Consider the following 17,563-nt stretch of genomic DNA (forward strand, 5'->3'; position numbering starts at 1 on the left):
GACTATTGTCCAGCCTGACGGGCCGAGCGCGCGACACCGGCCACGGCCGAGGTCGGCAGGTTGTCCTTCGGGAGTGGCTGCCCCGTCTCGACGGCCGCCGCCCAGTCGCCGCTCGCCGTGACCGCCGCCAGATTGGAGTGCAGGAGCGCCATCAGGGTGGAGTGCACGGTCTTCGCCGATGCAAAGCCGGCGCTGTTCGCGAGGTTGATCGCGCCCGTCGCGTCGGAGAGTACCTCCACGTCGATGCCGAGTTCCTCAGCAGCCACAGCAGACGCGATGATGCAGTTGTTGGTCATGTAGCCGACGAACGTCACCGTGTCGACGTCAGCCGCCCGCAGCCAGGCGAGCAGCTGGGTCTCGGCGAAGACCGAGCTGAAGCGCTTCGTGATCGCCTTCCACGCGGGCCGCCGTCGTGCCTCGACATCGGGGTGCAGCGCGAACTCCGGCATCGTCGGGTTGAACACGGGAGCCTGATCTCCGGACGAGTGCTGGATGACGGCGATCGGAATGCCCGCCGCCTCCGCGGCGTCGATCGTCGCCGTGATGCGAGGAAGCGAATCAACGTGGGGCGGGTGGTGGATCTCGAGGGGCCCCGAGAAGTACTGCAGCTGGACATCGACGAGGACAAGTGCTCTGCGAGGGGAGGTCATGATCTGCGCTCCTATTGGGCTGCGGGGTGTGGGTTGGAGCGGCGGCGCGTCGCCCGCATCCATCATCTGCCCTCGCTACGAGTGAAGCTATTGGCAGAAAAACCTCTCTACGATGGAAACACGCCAAAGGAAGCAGGGACATGAGAATTGCCGTGTACGCGTTCAATGGCGCGACGATCTTCCACCTCTCGGTGCCCCACCTCGTCTTCGACGAGGTCGCGCGCAGCGGTGCCGCGCCCTGGGAGACGTTCCTCTTCTCCGACGAGCCAGGGTCCATCCGAACCGCCGAGGGGTACACGATCGGCGGCATCCGAGGACTCAGCAGTGCCGCAGACGCCGACATCGTCGTCATCCCGTCCTGGATCGAGGACGGAGTTCCCCCGGCAGCGGGCCTCACCCGGATGCTGCGGGACCAGCACGACCTCGGCATCCCCATCGTCGGCCTCTGCCTCGGCGCGAACGCCCTCGCCGACGCGGGCCTCCTCGCCGGCCGCAGTGCCGTCACCCACTGGACGAGCACGGCAGAGCTCGCAGGGCGCCACCCCGACATCGACGTCCAACCGGCCGCCCTGTACCTCGACCACGGCGACGTCATGACCTCTGCGGGGACCGCATCCGGCATCGATGCCTGTCTTCATATCGTGCGAACCAGACTGGGGTCCGAGGTCGCGAACCGAGTCGCCCGTCACCTGGTCGTGGCACCCCACCGCGAGGGCGATCAAGCCCAGTACATCGAACGCCCGGTCCCGCCAGAGGCCTCAGGGGGAGCGATCGCTGCGACGTGCGCGTTTGTGCTCGAGCACCTTGCGGATGACCTCAGCGTCGACCGCCTCGCCACCGTCGCCCACCTGAGCCAGCGGTCGTTCGTGCGCGCCTTTCGGGAATCGACGGGGGCGACCCCCGCAGCCTGGGTGAGGTCGCGTCGCCTCGACGAAGCCCGCCGCCTGCTCGAGACGAGCGACCGCGCCATCGACCAGATCGCCGCCCTCTGCGGCTTCGGGAGCCCGGTCACGTTCCGCCAGAACTTCGCGACCGCGTTCGGCAGCACCCCGTCGAGCTACCGGCGCCGCTTCGACGCGCGCTGAAGCCCAACAGCGCCGCCGATGCCAGCAGCACCGCCAGCGCGGTTTCCCGTTTCTCACTTCTCACACCCTCCGCGAGCGCACGTGCCAAGGAAGTTGCCTCGGGGAAACAGCAGCACGCACCTCGTGAAACATGCGGTTTCTACGCTCTGACATGTCAGCGACCACCCGTCGCCGTTCATCAACGGAGGAGCCACGATGCGCGCACCCACTCGAGCACACCGAGACGAGCTGTGATGACCCCGAAACAATTGCCGCACGGTGACGAAACATCGCAGACCTACGCTCACGACATGCCAGCCCCCGCGCCCCGCTCTCGCCACGTCGTGGTGATCGGCGCTGGCATGGTCGCGCACCGATTCATCGAGTCGCTGCGATCGCAGGACTCCGATGGGGTCTGGGCGATCACCGTCATCGGCGACGAGCCGTGGCGACCCTACGACCGGGTGCAGCTCACGAGCACCTTCTCGGGCGTCGCCCCAGCCGCCCTCGAGCTGGGCAGGCCGCTCATGTGGTCGCACCCCAACGTGACGCTCCGCACCTCCGAGACCGTGACGAGCATCCAACCGGAGACCCGCACCCTCGTCACCTCCCTCGGCGCGACCGAGCACTACGACGAGCTCGTCATCGCCACCGGGTCCGCCGCCGCGAAGCCCCCGATCGCGGGAGTGGATGCGCCAGGCGTGCACGTGTACCGCACCGTCCACGACGTGGTCGGGCTCAAGGCGGAGGTTGCCGAGTTGTCACAGCGACTCGGCCGCACCGTCCGCGGCGCGGTCGTCGGCGGGGGACTCCTCGGCCTCGAGGCCGCAGGCGCCATGGTCGCCCTCGGCGCCGAGTGCACCGTCGTCCAATCGTCCGGCCACCTCATGTCCGCCCAGCTCGACGCGGGTGGCGGCGAGGCCCTCCGTCTCCTCATCGAGCACCTCGGCGTGGATGTGCGCACCGGTTCACGAGCCAGCGCCGTCGTCCTCGACAGCGAAGGCCGCGCGGCGGGGCTCGACTTCCCGAACGGTGAACCCGAGCCCGCCGACCTCGTCGTCTTCGCCGTCGGCATCCGGCCCCGCGACGAGCTCGCCCGCGACGCCGGGCTCGCGCTCGGCGCTCGCGGTGGCATCGAGGTCGACGACGCCTGCCGAGCATCCGCCGCCAACATCTTCGCGATCGGCGAGGTCGCCTCCATCGACGGTGAGTGCTTCGGGCTCGTCGCCCCGGGATACTCCATGGCCGAGGTCGTCGCGAACCGCCTCACCGGGGGAGCGGCGACCTTCCCCGGAGTCGACCTCTCGACGAAGCTCAAGCTCACGGGTGTCGACGTGGCGAGCTTCGGCGACGCCTTCGCCGAGTCGCCCGGCGCGCTCGAGGTCACCTACGCCGACCCGGTCGGCGGCGTCTACAAGAAGCTCGTCATGTCCGACGACGGGAAGGTGCTGCTCGGCGGCATGCTCGTCGGCGACGCCTCGGCCTACACCTCCCTGCGCCCGATGGTCGGGCGCGAGCTCGGCACCGACCCGGCCGCGTACCTGCTGCCGGCCGACGGCATGCCGGAGGTCGGCGGCGACCTGCCGGACGACGCCACCGTCTGCTCCTGCAACAACGTCTCGGTCGGCGCGGTGCGCGGCGCCGTCACCGACCACGCCTGCACCGACCTCGCGGGCGTCAAGGCCTGCACCAACGCGGGCACCGCGTGCGGCTCCTGCGTGCTGCTCGTGAAGAAGATCTTCTCCACGGAGCTCGCGAAGACCGGCGTCGAGGTGAGCAACGCGCTCTGCGAGCACTTCGCGATGTCCCGCGCCGGGCTCTTCGATGCCGTCCGCGTCACGGGCCTCCACACCTTCACGGGCATCATCGAGCGGCACGGCAACGGGGGCCGCGGCTGCGACATCTGCCGCCCGGTCGTCGCCTCGATCCTCGCGTCCCTCGGCAACGGGCACATCCTCAAGGGCGAGCAGGCAGCCCTGCAGGACACCAACGACCACGTCATGGCGAACATGCAGAAGGACGGCACCTACTCGGTCGTCCCACGCATCCCCGGCGGCGAGGTCACCCCGGACGGGCTCATCGCGATCGGCGCCGTCGCCAAGGAGTACGGCCTCTACACGAAGATCACCGGCGGCCAGCGCATCGACCTCTTCGGCGCACGAATCGAGCAGCTGCCCGAGATCTGGAAGAAGCTCATCGACGCCGGGTTCGAGTCAGGGCAGGCGTACGGCAAGGCGCTGCGCAACGTGAAGTCGTGCGTCGGCTCCACCTGGTGCCGGTACGGCGTGCAGGACTCGGTGGCCATGGCCATCTTCCTCGAACTGCGCTTCCGCGGCCTCCGCTCGCCGCACAAGCTGAAGTTCGGCGTCTCGGGATGCGCGCGCGAATGCGCCGAGGCGCGCGCGAAGGACGTGGGTGTCATCGCCACGGAGAAGGGCTGGAACCTGTACGTCGGCGGCAACGGCGGCTTCACGCCACGCCACGCGGAGCTGCTCGTCGAGGACCTCGACGACGAGCAGCTCATCACCGCCATCGACCGCTTCATCGGCTACTACATCCGCACCGCCGACCGGATGCAGCGCACGGCCCGCTGGATCGAGGACCTCGACGGCGGCATCGACACCCTCCGCGCCGTCGTCCTCGAGGACAGCCTCGGCATCGCGGCGGACCTCGACGCCATGGTCGCGAACCACGTCGACAACTACAAGGACGAATGGCAGGAGGCGCTCAACGACCCCGAGGTCATGGAGCGGTTCGTCTCCTTCGTCAACGCCCCCACCACGCCGGACCCCTCGCTCGGCTACGTGCCAGAGCGAGGGCAGCTCCGCCCGGCAAACGACACCGACCGCAGCGCCGGCACGGTCATCGCAGGAACGACCTTGGAGGTCCGACGATGAGCATCGCCATCGACACGCAGGCGGCCGACGCCGTGGCCGCGCAGACGCAGTGGGTCGCCGTCTGCCCGCTGAGCGCCCTCCACCCGGAACGTGGGGTCGCCGCCATCCTCGACGGAACGCAGATCGCGCTCTTCCGCCTCGGCGACGAGTCGGTGTTCGCCGTGCAGCAATCCGACCCGTACTCCGGCTCGCAGGTCATGAGCCGTGGCCTCGTCGGCACTCGCGGCGGACGGCTCACCATCGCCTCGCCCATGTTCAAGCAGGTCTTCGACCTCGCCACGGGCGAATGCCTCGACAGCGTCGGCAAAGAGGAGCGCACCCTCCTCACCTACCCCGTGCGCATCGAGCACGGCACCGTGCTCGTCGACCTCGGAGGCACACGATGAGCACGCTCATGGCACTCGACTTCACCGGCCGCGACGTCGTCATCGTCGGCGCGGGTACCGTCTCCGCGAGACGCGCCCAGAAGTTCGTCACGGCCGGCGCATCCGTCACGATCGTCGCCCCCGAACTCGGCGGCACGATCGGCGGGCTCGTCGCCGACGGACTCGTCACCTGGCTCGCCGAGCCCGTCCGCGCAGACCACCTCGACGGTGCCTGGTTCGTCCACACCGCCACCGGCGACCAGACCACAGACCTGCTCGTCGCCGAATGGGCCAACGAGCGACGCGTCTGGTGCGTGAACGCGAGCGACGCATCCGCCGGCAGCGCCAAGACTCCCGCCACCTCCGACGCCGGGGCCGTCGAGATCGGCGTCGTCTCGAAGCAGGGCGCCGACCCGCGCCGCAGCCGCCTCATCTGCGACCAGCTCGCCGAGAACCTGCGCGCCGGGGACATCGACCTGCGCCGCCACCGTGCAGGCACAGGGCGGGTCGTGCTCGTCGGCGGGGGACCCGGCGACGCCGACCTCTTGACGCTCCGCGGCCGCCGTGCCCTCGCGGAGGCCGACGTCGTCGTCACCGACCGCCTCGGGCCGCGCTCGGTGCTCGCCGAGCTGCCCGCCGACGTCGAGATCATCGACGTGGGCAAGCAGCCCAAGCACCACCCCGTGCCGCAGGACGAGATCAACCGCATCCTCGTCGAGAAGGCCGAGCAGGGGCTCGTCGTCGTGCGCCTCAAAGGCGGAGACCCCTTCGTCTACGGACGGGGTGGCGAGGAGGTGCTCGCCTGCAACGAAGCGGGCATCGACGTCGAGGTCGTCCCCGGCATCAGCAGCGCCATCTCCGTCCCGGCCGCCGCGGGCATCCCGGTCACGCACCGCGGCGTCGCCAACTCATTCCAGGTTGTGACCGGCCACCAGCGACTCGGAGCCGAACTCCTCAGATCGGTGAAGGGCGACACGTGCACCCTCGTGGTGCTCATGGGAGTCTCCGCCCTCGGCCGCATCTGCGACGAGCTCGTCGACGCCGGAGTCCGAGACGACATGCCCGTCGCCATCGTCGAGAACGGACACACGCCCCGCCAGCGCGTCACGCGCGGCAGCCTCCGCACGATCGACGCCACAGCGCGCAGCGTCGGCGTCGCCAACCCCGCCATCATCGTCATCGGCGAAGTCGCCCAGTTCGGCCTCCTGCAGGCCGCTCGTTCGCTCCAAGAACAGGACGCACTGTCAGCATGAGCCTCCCACCAGCGAGCGGTGCACGCACCCGCCCTCCCCAGGAACAGCACCTGGCAGGCGTCGTCGTCGTCGTGACGAGCGACCGCCGCTCCGGTGAGCTCGCGACCGCCCTCGAACGACGCGGGGCGATCATCCGCCACTCGCCCTCGCTCACCATGACCGCCGTCGAAGACGACGCCGACCTGCTCGACGCGACGAAGCGCGTCATCGCGAACCCTCCGGACATCGTCGTCGCCACCACCGGCGTCGGCTTCCGAGGGTGGATCGACGCAGCGGATGCGCACGGGCTCGCGGAGGACCTCGTCGCGGTGCTCTCAAACGCGCGCATCGTCGCGAGGGGGCCGAAGGCACGCGGGGCGATCCAAGCGGCCGGGCTCAACGCCGACTGGGTGGCCGAGTCGGAGACCTCCGCCGAGCTCGCCCAGTTCCTGCTCGCAGAAGGCGTCGAGGGCGCGCGCATCGCCCTGCAGCACCACGGCTCGGGAGCCGACGGACTCGACGAGGAGTTCCTCGCCGCGGGGGCCGACGTCGAGAGCCTCATCGTGTACCGGTGGGGGCCACCCGCCGACCCGGCGCTGCTCTCGCGGTGGGCCTTCAAGGCGGCGGACGGCGAGGTCGACGCGATCGTGTTCACGTCGGCGCCGGGCGTCTCCGCCTGGCTCGAGTCGTTCTCCAGCGACGCGGACGCGGACGACGCCGAGAAGAGCGGCGGCGCGCTCGACCGGATCCGTCAGCGCTGCCGCGATGGGTCGCTCGTGACCGTCGCCGTCGGCCCCATCACTGCCGCCCCGCTCCGCTCGGTCGGCATCGAACCCGTCGTCCCGAACCGCGGACGGCTCGGCGCGCTCATCCGCGAGCTCATCGAGCACTACGCGCAGCGCGCTGCCGAAGGCATCGAGACCGAAGCGGGACGCCTCTTCCTCCGCTCCAGCTGCGCCGTCATCGGCGACGACGTCATCGAGCTCTCGCCGGGTGCCCTGCGCGTCCTGCGCCTCCTCGCGGGCAACCCGGGCGGTGTCGTCACGAGGGAGCAGATCCTCGCCAGGCTGCCGGGCAGCCCGACGACCACCCATGCGGCCGACGTCGCTGTCGCCCGCCTCCGCGAATCCTTCGGCGACCGAGCGATCGTGCAGACCGTCGTGAAGCGCGGCTACCGACTGCGCATCCGCACGAGCTGATCCCAGGCCAAGAGAGTGAGCACGGAGATGAACGAGCAGCCCCCGCGTCCCACGATCCTCGTGGGTGCATCCCACGGGACGGACAACACCGACGGGCAGGCCGTCATCCGTGAGCTGCTGCGGCGCGCCCAGCAGCTGCGGCCCGACGTGCAGGTCGTCGAAGCGTTCGTCGACGTCCAGCAGCCGAGCCTCGTCGAGGTGCTCGCGGGGCTCCCGGAGGACGCCGACGTCGTAGTCGTGCCCGTGCTGCTCACGGTCGGATTCCACACGCAGGTCGACATCGCCGAAGCCGTCGCCGCACGCCCCGGCACCTCTGTGGCCGCCCCGCTCGGGCCCGACGCGCGCCTCTCGCAGCTGCTCTGGGAGCGTCTCCTAGAAGCTGGCGGCAGTGCCGAAGACGGAGTCGTCATTGCCGTCGCGGGCTCCACGGCCGCCGCCGCCGTGCCCCGCTTCCACGAGCTGCGCGAGCAGTTCAACGGCATCGGCGGTGCGGATGCGCTTCTCGGCTACGGCGCGGCCCTCGACCCGCGCGTGCTCGCCGCCGTCGATATCGCCAGGCGCCAGCGACCCGGCGCGAGCGTCAGCATCGCCAGCTACCTCCTCACCCCTGGCTTCTTCCACGACCGGGTGTCGGAGGCGGGAGCCGACATCGTGGCGGCGCCCCTCGGCGTGGACGACCGCATCGCGGAGATCATCCTCGAGCGGTTCGACGCCGTCGTCACCACGGCGGCGCTCGTCTGACGGCGCTTCTCACAGCGCGCGGACGGAGGCGAGAGGGAATGGAAACCAGAACGCACCGCACGAGCCACGGAGCCGAAACTGCACGCGAATAGCGTGTGGACACCGGGCCGAACACGGCCACAGAGCACCGCCAGAGCGAAAGGGAACCTGTGTCCTACGTCAAGCCGAACGACCTCGTCACCACCATGATCGATGCCGGCGAGAGCAAGATCTTCCTCTCGACCCGCGACACCATCATCCGCTCCACGATGGGCGGCGCCTTCCTCACCATCGCCGCGGCCTTCGCCGTCACCGTCAGCGTGACGACCGGCGTCCCGCTCCTCGGCGCCCTGCTCTTTCCTGTCGGCTTCATCATGCTGTACCTGCTCGGCTACGACCTCCTCACGGGAGTCTTCGTGCTCGGCCCGCTCGCCTGGCTCGACAAGCGGCCCGGTGTCACCCTCCGGGGCGTGCTCCGCAACTGGGGCCTCGTGTTCGTCGGCAACTTCATCGGCGCCTTCACGATCGCCGTGCTCATGGCCATCGTCGTCACGAACGGCTTCGCGACACCCCCGAACGCGGTGGGCGAGGCCATCGGCCACATCGGCGAAGGCCGAACCGTCGGCTACGCCGAGCACGGTGCCTCCGGGATGCTCACGCTGTTCGTCCGTGCGGTGCTCTGCAACGCCATGGTCGCGACCGGAGTTGCACTCGCCATGATCTCCAAGAGCGTCTCCGGCAAGGTCATCGCCATGTGGATGCCCATCATGCTGTTCTTCTTCATGGGCTTCGAGCATTCCATCGTGAACATGTTCCTGTTCCCGTCTGGCCTGCTCCTCGGCGCCGACTTCACGCTCCTGGACTACCTCATCTGGAACGAGATCCCCACGGTCGTCGGCAACCTCGTCGGCGGACTGCTCTTCGTCGGCCTGCCGCTGTACTTCACCTACGGCCGCACCGGTACGCCTCGAGCGGTGGCCGCCAAGCTCGCAGCGACCGAGGCGAAGGCCCCCGCCGCGGTCTGAGCTGGCCGCTCACCCGGCTGACCCGCTCACCCGGCTGACCCGCCCGCCCGGGTGGAAGAGTCAGCCAGATGCATCCTCCTTTGTTCGGGAGCCTGCTTCTGGCTGACTCTTCTCGGGTTTCTGCGCTGTTCTCAGCCCACCGCCACCGCCACCGCCACCGCCCAGCGGGGGAGCTCCGCGCCTCTCCGCGCACGCGAGAGGCCCCGGCCCTCAGGCGGTTGCCTGAAGACCGGGGCCTCGCGCGTTGCTTCCGCAGCTCGCCGAGCTCGCTACGCGTTGTGCTCGGTGCGGTCGCCGGACCAGTCGGTGTGGAAGACGCCGTCGCGGTCGACGCGCTTGTAGGTGTGGGCGCCGAAGAAGTCGCGCTGCCCCTGGATGAGGGCGGCGGGGAGGCGCTCGGCGCGCAGTCCGTCGTAGTAGGACAACGACGAGGAGAACGCGGGGGCGGGGATGCCGGCCTGCGCTGCCTGGACGACGACGCGGCGCCATGCTGCCTGCGCGGTGTCGACGGCCTCGCGGAAGAACGGTGCGGTGACGAGGGCGACGAGCTCGGGGTTCTCGGCGTAGGCCTCGGTGATGCGGTTCAGGAAGCGGGCGCGGATGATGCAGCCTGCACGCCAGATCGCGGCGATGTCGCCCTTCTTGATGTCCCAGCCGTACTGCTCGGCGCCGGCGATGATGGCGTCGAAGCCCTGCGAGTAGGCGATGATCTTCGACGCGTAGAGCGCGAGGCGCACGTCCTCGACGAAGCCGTCGGCGTCTTCGACCTGGAAGCCGTCGGGGCCGGGGAGGGTGCGGGATGCGGCGCGCTGCTCGAGCTTGGAGGACACGGAGCGGGCGAACACGGCTTCGGCGATGCCGGAGACGGGCACGCCGAGGTCGAGGGCGGTCTGGACCGTCCAAGCGCCGGTGCCCTTGGCCCCGGCGGCGTCGAGGATGACATCCACGAGCGGGAGCTGCGTGTCGGCGTCGACCTGGCGGAGCACCTCTGCGGTGATCTCGATGAGGTACGACTCGAGCTCGCCCTTGTTCCACTCGGCGAAGATCTCGGCGATCTCGGCGGGGGACTTGCCGGTGCCGCGGCGGATGAGGTCGTAGGCCTCTGCGATGAGCTGCATGTCGGCGTACTCGATGCCGTTGTGGATCATCTTCACGAAGTGGCCGGCGCCGTCGGTGCCGACGTGGGTGACGCAGGGCTCGCCCTCCGCGACCGCGGCGATGGTGCGCAGGATCGGGCCGAGGGTCTCGTACGACTCGACGGTGCCGCCCGGCATGAGGGAGGGGCCGTTGAGGGCGCCCTCTTCGCCGCCGGAGATGCCGCAGCCCACGAAGTGGATGCCCGTGGAGCGCACGGCTGCCTCGCGGCGGCGGGTGTCGGTGAAGAGGGCGTTGCCGCCATCCACGATGATGTCGCCAGGCTCGAACGCCTCGACGAGCTGGTTGATGACCGCGTCGGTGCCGGCGCCCGCCTGCACCATGATGATCGCCGTGCGGGGCTTCTGGAGGGAAGCCGCGAAGTCGGCGACCGACTCGGAGGGCACGAACCCGGCCTCGGGGTGCTCCGCGACGAGCGTGCGGGTGCGCTCGGGCGAGCGGTTGTACACGGCGACGGTGTTGCCCTCGCGGCTCGCGAGGTTGCGTGCGAGGTTGGAGCCCATGACGGCCATGCCGACGACGCCGATGTTCGCGCTTGGGGACGAGCCGGTTTCCGAGGAGATCGAGGGGGCAGCGTCAGTGGTCATAGATGCGTCTCTTTCAAAGTGGATGCGAGCTCCCGTCAGGGCGATGCACGGGACACTCCACGGTATTGCACGACGGGCAGTCGTACCCTGACTTGTGGCACGAGCGAGGCAACCATTTCAGAACATGACGAAACGGCGCCGGATTCGGCACACAGCCAGGACGATAGCTGGCTGCATGCGTGACCGCGAGCACCAAGACAGGAGACACTCCAGTGGCTGACCATGACGCCCGCACGAGAGCCTATGATTTCGGGCGCCCAGACGATGACGGCGACGCCATCACCGATGAGCAGCCCACGACGGCGATGCCGCGGACTCGCGCGACGCCGTCCACCTCTCGGGCGTCGTCATCCAGCCTGTACGAGGGAAGCGACGAGTCGACCCGCGTCATCCCGCAGCAGGCTCCGCCGCCGGCTCTCGCGTCCGCGCCAGCGGCACCTGGTCGTCCGGCAGCAGCGGCTCGGTCGCCGCGAGCCGGTCAGCAGTCCGGTCTCGCGGATGCGCGTGGCAGCGAGGCGCGAAGCGGCCGCGCCCGCGAGTCGGCGAGCCCGAACGTGTGGGCGCGCATCGGCTCGGTCTTCCTCGCCGTCCCGCTCTACGTGATCTGCGTGGTCGCGTTCAGCGCCATCCCCGTGCTGATCATCGTCTCGGGCGTCTCGTCATCGGCGGGCAGCTTCCTCGGCGACGGCGTGGGTGTCTCGCCAGTGTGGACGATGCTCGTCACGATGCTCGCGGCCGTCGGCTTCTTCCTCATGGCCCTCACGATGCGCCTGTCCGGCACGGGCTCGGTCGTCTCCGGGGCACTTTCGGTGCTCGCGGGGCTCGGCTGCTTCCTGCTGCACGCGCAGATCACGGCCGCGCTCGTCGCGGCTCCCCTCTGGCAGGAGGAGCTCTCGACGTTCCAGCTGTTCGCGGGTCCGGCATCCGGCATGGCGGTCTCGCTGCTCGCCGCCGAGCTCGTCGTCTTCGGGTTCGCGATGCTGGGCGCAGGAGCTGCTGTCAGCAGCGCCAGGCGCCACGGCTGGCGCAAGGCGGTTGGCTTTTAGCAGCTCGCTCCGGCGGTTTCGAGGAACGGCCCCACGCGGCGCCCGTCATGGCGTAAAGTGGGGGGCTGAACTTCGGCGAGGGGCCGTAAGGCCCGTGATCGACGCGGTGATGTGTCCTTGAATGGGCCTCCACACGCTTCCTCAGTCTGTCGAGAACCACCATCAAGGAGACAACATGGCAGAGACCAACAAGCTCAGTGTCGAACTGCGCGAATCGTTCGGCAAGGGTGCAGCGCGCAAGATCCGTGCTGCCGGCAAGATCCCCGCGGTCCTCTACGGCCACGGCACCGAGCCCCGCCACCTGACCCTCCCGGGTCACGAGACGATGCTGCTCATCCGCAAGGCGAACGCGCTCATCGAGCTCGACATCGAGGGTGACACGCAGCTCGCGCTCGTCCGCGACGTCCAGCGCGACCCGGTGCGCCAGATCATCGAGCACCTCGACCTCGCGGTCATCCGCAAGGGCGAGCGCGTCGAGGTCGACGTGCCGCTGCACCTCATCGGCGAGCCCTTCCCGGGCACGATCGCCGTCCAGGACGCGACGACGATCCTCGTCGCCGCAGACGCAACGGCTATCCCGAGCTTCATCGAGGTCTCGGTCGAGGGCCTCGAGGATGGCACGCTCATCCACCGCGAAGACCTCAAGCTCCCCGAGGGCACCGTTCTCGTCGACCTCGCTGAGGACGCCGAAGAGGTCGCTCTCGTCTCGATCCAGACGCCTCGTGGCGAGGACGAGGACGAGGACGCCGAGGAAGAAGCAGCCGCGGCCGAGTAGTTCCTCGTCTGGCGTCGTTGACTCGACGTATCGTCGGAAGGCGGGTGGCTTCGGCTGCCCGCCTTTCGCGTCCCATCATCCATGGACGAGCCGCCGCCCGCCGCGTCCCGTCCCATGAAAGGCTTTGCAGCATGGCAGCAGACACCTGGCTCGTCGTCGGACTCGGCAATCCCGGCGAGAAGTACGCGAAGAACCGTCACAACGTCGGGCAGTTCGTCGTGGATGAGCTCGCGAAGCGCATCGGGGCCAGCTTCTCGCGGCACACCAAGGCGAACGCTCGTGTGGCGGAGGGGCGCACGGCTCCCGGCGGCCCGAAGCTCGTGCTGGCGAAGTCGAACGGCTACATGAACACCTCGGGTGGCCCCGTCTCGCAGCTCGTCGACTACTACGGGGTCGATGTCGACCACGTCGTCGTCGTGCACGACGAGCTCGATCTGCCCTTCGACACGTTGAAGCTCAAGGTCGGCGGCGGCCACGGCGGTCACAACGGCCTGCGCGACATCAGCGCGGCGCTGGGGGATCCCGGGTACCTGCGTGTGCGCGTCGGCATCGGGCGCCCGCCCGGACGTCAGGACGCCGCGGACTTCGTGCTGAAGGACTTCGCGGGCAGCGAGCGGGACGTGCTCCCCGTCCTCGTCGGCGACGCGGCAGACGCGGTCGAGCTCATCGCGCTCGAGGGCATGCAGGCCGCGCAACTTCGAGTGCACACGGCAGCTGGCGCGTGAAGCTCGTCGTCCAGCGCGTCACCGAGGCGAGCGTCACGGTCGGCGATCGCACGGTCGGCCGCATCGACGAGGCCGGGCTCCTCGTCCTCGTCGGCGTGACCCACGCGGATACCGCGGCGGATGCGGCCAAGCTCGCCCGCAAGCTGCTCGGGCTGCGCATCCTGAACGACGAGAAGTCCGTCGTCGATACGGGCTCGCCGCTGCTCGTCGTCAGCCAGTTCACGCTATACGGGGATGCGCGCAAGGGTCGGCGCCCGTCCTGGTCGCTCGCGAGCGGTCGCGAGCATTCCGAGCCGCTGGTCGAGGCCTTCGTCTCGGACCTCCGCGCCGGTGGAGTGCGCGTGGAGACCGGTGAGTTCGGCGCCATGATGAAGGTCGCGAGCGTCAACGACGGACCGTTCACCGTGCTGCTCGAATCGGCAGAACTCGCGTAGCTCGCTCTCAGCGCAGAAGAGAGCCTGGGGACTGTAGGAAGTATCTTCCCCTCGGCGCGTACAATTCCCCGAGTGACTCTGCACGGCTTCGTACGCTCCATCCAGTCCACCCCTTCCTTCGAGCGCGCCATGGGGCGCGCCGGTCGCGACACCGACTTCTCGCTCGTCGATGGGGCAAGGGCCCCGCTCATCGCGAACCTCCTCGCCGCACGCCAGACCGAGCTCGGCGCCGCCCCGATGCTGTTCGTGCTCACCGCGACGAGCCGTGAGACCGAGCAGTTCGGCGCCGACCTGCAGACGTTCGTGCCGGATGCGCACATCGCGGAGTTCCCGGCGTGGGAGACGCTCCCGCATGAGCGGCTGAGCCCCTCCGTCGAGACCACCGGCCGCCGGCTTCGCGCCATGCGCGAGCTCACCGACTGGAAGGCGGGGGAGCGTACCGCGCCGTTCGTGCTGCTCGCCTCCGTGCGCGCCGCCCTCCAGCCGCTCCTGCCCGGCCTCGACGCGGCCACGACCATCCGCCTCGAGCGCGGCTCTCGTGGCAACGACCTCTCGAGCCTCGCCCTGCAGCTCGTCGACCTCGCCTACTCGCGGGTCGACATGGTCACGCGACGAGGCGAATTCGCCGTCCGCGGCGGGATCCTCGACGTGTTCCCACCGGACGCGTCGCACGCCCTCCGCATCGACTTCTTCGGCGATGAGGTCGACGAGATCCGCGTGTTCTCGGTCGCGGATCAGCGCTCGCTCGAGTCCGAGGTCACCGAGGCGCTCATCACCCCGGCGCGCGAGCTGCTGCTCACTGAGAGCGTGCGCCAGCGCGCACGCGAGATGCAGCACGAGTTCCCGAACCTGCAGCAGATGCTCGCGAAGATCGCCGAGGGCATCCCGTCCGAGGGCATGGAATCGCTCGCCCCTGCGCTCGTGAGCGAGCTCGTCCCGATCACGAGCTACCTGCCGGAGGACGCCGCCATGGCAGTGCTCTCACCCGAACGAGTCGCGACGCGCGCCGTGCACCTCTCGGAGACGAACCACGAGTTCCTCGAGGCCGCCTGGAGTGCCGCGACCGCCGGTGCGGATGCCCCCATCGACCTCAGCTCCGGTGACTTCCTCAGCGTCTCCGGCCTCCGCGACGCTCGCGGTGCCCGGCCGTGGTGGTCGCTCTCGCCGTTCCAGTCGCTGGAGATCCCGGAGGAGCAGCTCGACGCGAGCGAGATCCTCGCGGTGAAGATCGAGGGCGACGCGGTGCCCAGCTTCGCCGGCAACGCCGACGGCGCGATCGAGCACGTCTCGGCGCTCCTCAAGGAGGGCTGGCGCGTCGTCGTCACGAGCCAGGGGCCTGGCCTCGTGGAGCGTGCCAGCCAGCTGCTCTCCGAGCATGGCGATGCTGCGAGGCTCGTCGACGAGCTGCCCGACGAGCTCGAGACGGGCGTCGCCTACCTCACCCAGTCACCCGTCTCCACGGGCGTCCAGGTGCCAGGCCAGAAGCTCGCGCTCGTCACCGAGACCGACTTCTTCGGACGCGCCGTCGGATACGACTCGCGCCAGCCGAAGAAGCTCGCCAGACGACGCGCCAACTCGGTCGTCGACCCGCTGCAGCTCAAAGCCGGTGACTTCGTCGTGCACGAGACGCACGGCATCGGCAAGTTCATCGAGCTGCGCCAGCGAGAGGTCCAGGCGGGCGGCAGGAACGCCCCCAAGACCGTGCGCGAGTACCTCCTCATCGAGTACGCGCCGTCCAAACGCGGCCAGCCGGGTGACAAGCTGTTCATCCCGACCGAGCAGCTCGACCAGCTCACGAAGTACGTCGGCGGCGAGGCGCCCGCCCTCTCGAAGATGGGCGGCTCCGACTGGTCGGCCGCGAAGGGCAAGGCCCGCAAGGCCGTGCGCGACATCGCCGTGGAGCTCGTGAAGCTCTACAGCACCCGCATGGCCTCGAAGGGGTACGCGTTCGGGCCCGACACACCCTGGCAGCATGAGCTCGAGGAGGCGTTCCCGTTCGTGGAGACGCCCGACCAGCTGCAGACCGTCGACGAGATCAAGCGCGACATGGAGCGACCCATCCCCATGGACCGCCTCGTCTCGGGCGACGTGGGCTTCGGCAAGACCGAGGTCGCCGTGCGTGCCGCGTTCAAGGCGGTGCAGGACGGCAAGCAGGTCGTCATCCTCGTGCCGACGACGCTGCTCGTCCGTCAGCACCACGAGACCTTCTCGGAGCGGATGGCGGGTTTCCCCGTCACCATCAAGCCCCTCAGCCGGTTCCAGTCGAAGAAGGAGTCGGAGGAGACGATCCGCGGCCTCGCCGACGGCTCCGTCGACATCGTCATCGGAACGCATCGCCTCCTCACCGACACCATCGCGTACAAGGACGTCGGCCTGATCGTCATCGACGAGGAGCAGCGGTTCGGCGTCGAGCACAAGGACGCGCTCAAGAAGCTGAAGGCCAACGTCGACATCCTCGCGATGAGCGCGACGCCCATCCCTCGGACGCTCGAGATGGCGGTGACGGGGATCCGCGAGATGTCGACCCTCGCGACCCCACCGGAAGACCGGCACCCGATCCTCACGTTCGTGGGCGCCAAGTCCGAGCGGCAGGTCGCCGCCGCGATCCGCCGCGAGCTGCTGCGCGAGGGGCAGGTGTTCTACGTGCACAACCGCACCGCATCCATCAACCGGGTGGCGGCGGAGATCGCCGAGCTGGTGCCGGAAGCGCGGGTCGCGGTCGCGCACGGCAAGCTCAGCGAAGCGCGGCTCGAGCAGATCATCGTCGACTTCTGGGAACGCAAGTTCGACGTGCTCGTCTCGACCACCATCGTCGAGACCGGCCTCGACATCGCCAACGCGAACACGCTCATCATCGACGACGCCGAGCGCTACGGGCTCAGCCAGCTGCACCAGCTGCGCGGACGTGTGGGTCGTGGACGCGAGCGCGCCTACGCCTACCTGCTGTACGACGGAACGCGCCCGCTCACGGAGACCGCGACCGACCGCCTCGAGACGATCGCGGCCAACAACGAGCTCGGCTCCGGCATGCAGGTGGCCCTCAAGGACCTCGAGATCCGCGGCGCGGGAAACCTGCTCGGCGGCGAGCAGTCCGGCCACATCGCCGGCGTCGGCTTCGATCTGTACCTGCGCATGATCGGCGAGGCCGTCAACACCTTCCGCGGCGAGGTCGCCGAGGGGCAGACGGAGCTGCGGCTCGAGATCCCCGTGGATGCCCGCGTGCCCGAGGACTACGTCGCGAGTGAGCGACTGCGCCTCGAGGCCTACCAGAAGCTGTCGAGTGCCTCCAGCCCCAACGCGAAGCCGGGCCAGATCGGGCTCGTCCTCGAGGAGCTGCGGGACCGCTACGGGGAGCCGCCCATCGAGGTGCAGCGCCTCATCGAGGTCTCGAAGCTGCGCCGCCTCGCCGTCAAGGCTGGCCTCGGCGAGCTCGTCGTGTTCGGCAAGACGCTGCGCATCGGACCCGCCGAGCTGAGCGACTCCAAGCAGATGCGCCTGCGGCGCATGTATCCGGGGTCGAAGATCGTCGATGCCACGAGCTCGCTCGCGATCCCCATCCTCGAGGGGCGCGACGGCAACCCGCCGAGCGACGAGGAGATGCTCATCTGGGTGCGCAGCATCCTCAAGGCCATCTTCGAGGTGGAGGACGAGGTCGTCGAGGTCCCCAGCGACACGGAGGCCAAGTAGCC

14 protein-coding genes are annotated in these 17,563 nt (G+C 69.4%); 12 read left to right on the plus strand and 2 right to left on the minus strand.

The window, feature by feature from the left end:
• Positions 1 to 2: 2 nt before the first annotated feature.
• On the minus strand, positions 3 to 650 hold the full coding sequence (locus tag C5E05_RS00105) for an isochorismatase family protein (RefSeq protein ID WP_104340786.1): 648 nt from the start codon (positions 648 to 650) through the stop codon (positions 3 to 5).
• Between the two features lie 140 nt (positions 651 to 790).
• Here C5E05_RS00105 and C5E05_RS00110 point away from each other — a divergent pair, with 140 nt between their 5' ends.
• The 7 genes from C5E05_RS00110 to C5E05_RS00140 all read left to right on the plus strand — a co-directional run bounded on the left by C5E05_RS00110 (position 791) and on the right by C5E05_RS00140 (position 9,152).
• Positions 791 to 1,735 carry a GlxA family transcriptional regulator gene (locus C5E05_RS00110; RefSeq protein ID WP_104306990.1) on the plus strand — a complete coding sequence of 315 codons (945 nt, stop codon included), beginning with the start codon at positions 791 to 793 and terminating at the stop codon, positions 1,733 to 1,735.
• Between the two features lie 290 nt (positions 1,736 to 2,025).
• On the plus strand, positions 2,026 to 4,611 hold the full coding sequence (gene nirB, locus C5E05_RS00115) for a nitrite reductase large subunit NirB (RefSeq protein WP_104340787.1): 2,586 nt from the start codon (positions 2,026 to 2,028) through the stop codon (positions 4,609 to 4,611).
• The gene (gene nirD / locus C5E05_RS00120; RefSeq protein WP_104340788.1) at positions 4,608 to 4,997 is read left to right on the plus strand and encodes a nitrite reductase small subunit NirD; all 390 of its coding nucleotides are present in this window, start codon (positions 4,608 to 4,610) and stop codon (positions 4,995 to 4,997) included. Before nirB ends, nirD begins: the two co-directional genes overlap by 4 nt.
• Entirely contained in the window at positions 4,994 to 6,229 is a 1,236-nt protein-coding gene (cobA, locus tag C5E05_RS00125; protein ID WP_104306989.1) for a uroporphyrinogen-III C-methyltransferase, read from the plus strand. The genes nirD and cobA overlap by 4 nt, the downstream gene beginning before the upstream one ends.
• Positions 6,226 to 7,407: a uroporphyrinogen-III synthase gene (locus C5E05_RS00130; protein WP_104340789.1), complete on the plus strand. Its 1,182-nt coding sequence runs from the start codon at positions 6,226 to 6,228 to the stop codon at positions 7,405 to 7,407. The genes cobA and C5E05_RS00130 overlap by 4 nt, the downstream gene beginning before the upstream one ends.
• Before the next feature lie 27 nt (positions 7,408 to 7,434).
• The gene (locus C5E05_RS00135; protein ID WP_104242135.1) at positions 7,435 to 8,148 is read left to right on the plus strand and encodes a sirohydrochlorin chelatase; all 714 of its coding nucleotides are present in this window, start codon (positions 7,435 to 7,437) and stop codon (positions 8,146 to 8,148) included.
• Between the two features lie 149 nt (positions 8,149 to 8,297).
• Positions 8,298 to 9,152 carry a formate/nitrite transporter family protein gene (locus C5E05_RS00140; RefSeq protein WP_104241662.1) on the plus strand — a complete coding sequence of 285 codons (855 nt, stop codon included), beginning with the start codon at positions 8,298 to 8,300 and terminating at the stop codon, positions 9,150 to 9,152.
• A gap of 269 nt (positions 9,153 to 9,421) precedes the next feature.
• Here the strand turns inward: C5E05_RS00140 and gndA are convergent, their stop codons facing one another.
• Positions 9,422 to 10,894: an NADP-dependent phosphogluconate dehydrogenase gene (gene gndA / locus C5E05_RS00145; RefSeq protein ID WP_104241661.1), complete on the minus strand. Its 1,473-nt coding sequence runs from the start codon at positions 10,892 to 10,894 to the stop codon at positions 9,422 to 9,424.
• 212 nt (positions 10,895 to 11,106) lie between these two features.
• Between gndA and C5E05_RS00150 the strand changes: the two genes are divergently transcribed.
• The 5 genes from C5E05_RS00150 (at position 11,107) to mfd (ending at position 17,561) form a co-directional block, all read left to right on the plus strand.
• A complete protein-coding gene (locus C5E05_RS00150) occupies positions 11,107 to 11,940 on the plus strand; it encodes a hypothetical protein (protein ID WP_104340790.1) in 834 nt (277 codons plus the stop codon).
• A gap of 175 nt (positions 11,941 to 12,115) precedes the next feature.
• Positions 12,116 to 12,715, plus strand: a complete 600-nt coding sequence (locus tag C5E05_RS00155) for a 50S ribosomal protein L25/general stress protein Ctc (protein WP_104241659.1) — start codon at positions 12,116 to 12,118, stop codon at positions 12,713 to 12,715.
• A 131-nt stretch (positions 12,716 to 12,846) separates the two neighbouring features.
• A complete protein-coding gene (gene pth / locus C5E05_RS00160) occupies positions 12,847 to 13,440 on the plus strand; it encodes an aminoacyl-tRNA hydrolase (RefSeq protein ID WP_104306986.1) in 594 nt (197 codons plus the stop codon).
• Positions 13,437 to 13,874, plus strand: a complete 438-nt coding sequence (dtd, locus tag C5E05_RS00165; RefSeq protein WP_104306985.1) for a D-aminoacyl-tRNA deacylase — start codon at positions 13,437 to 13,439, stop codon at positions 13,872 to 13,874. The genes pth and dtd overlap by 4 nt, the downstream gene beginning before the upstream one ends.
• A gap of 72 nt (positions 13,875 to 13,946) precedes the next feature.
• A complete protein-coding gene (gene mfd / locus C5E05_RS00170; protein ID WP_374953236.1) occupies positions 13,947 to 17,561 on the plus strand; it encodes a transcription-repair coupling factor in 3,615 nt (1,204 codons plus the stop codon).
• Positions 17,562 to 17,563: the final 2 nt, after the last annotated feature.

Source organism: Pseudoclavibacter sp. AY1H1 (genome assembly GCF_002931055.1).
Lineage (GTDB): Bacteria > Actinomycetota > Actinomycetes > Actinomycetales > Microbacteriaceae > Pseudoclavibacter.

Coding starts and splice junctions, on each gene's coding strand:
- cobA (WP_104306989.1), top strand. CDS start 4,994: ATGAGCACGCTCATGGCACTCGACTTCACCGGCCGCGACGTCGTCATC.
- gndA (WP_104241661.1), bottom strand. CDS start 10,894: ATGACCACTGACGCTGCCCCCTCGATCTCCTCGGAAACCGGCTCGTCC.
- C5E05_RS00155 (WP_104241659.1), top strand. CDS start 12,116: ATGGCAGAGACCAACAAGCTCAGTGTCGAACTGCGCGAATCGTTCGGC.
- C5E05_RS00135 (WP_104242135.1), top strand. CDS start 7,435: ATGAACGAGCAGCCCCCGCGTCCCACGATCCTCGTGGGTGCATCCCAC.
- C5E05_RS00110 (WP_104306990.1), top strand. CDS start 791: ATGAGAATTGCCGTGTACGCGTTCAATGGCGCGACGATCTTCCACCTC.
- nirB (WP_104340787.1), top strand. CDS start 2,026: ATGCCAGCCCCCGCGCCCCGCTCTCGCCACGTCGTGGTGATCGGCGCT.
- nirD (WP_104340788.1), top strand. CDS start 4,608: ATGAGCATCGCCATCGACACGCAGGCGGCCGACGCCGTGGCCGCGCAG.
- C5E05_RS00105 (WP_104340786.1), bottom strand. CDS start 650: ATGACCTCCCCTCGCAGAGCACTTGTCCTCGTCGATGTCCAGCTGCAG.
- C5E05_RS00130 (WP_104340789.1), top strand. CDS start 6,226: ATGAGCCTCCCACCAGCGAGCGGTGCACGCACCCGCCCTCCCCAGGAA.
- pth (WP_104306986.1), top strand. CDS start 12,847: ATGGCAGCAGACACCTGGCTCGTCGTCGGACTCGGCAATCCCGGCGAG.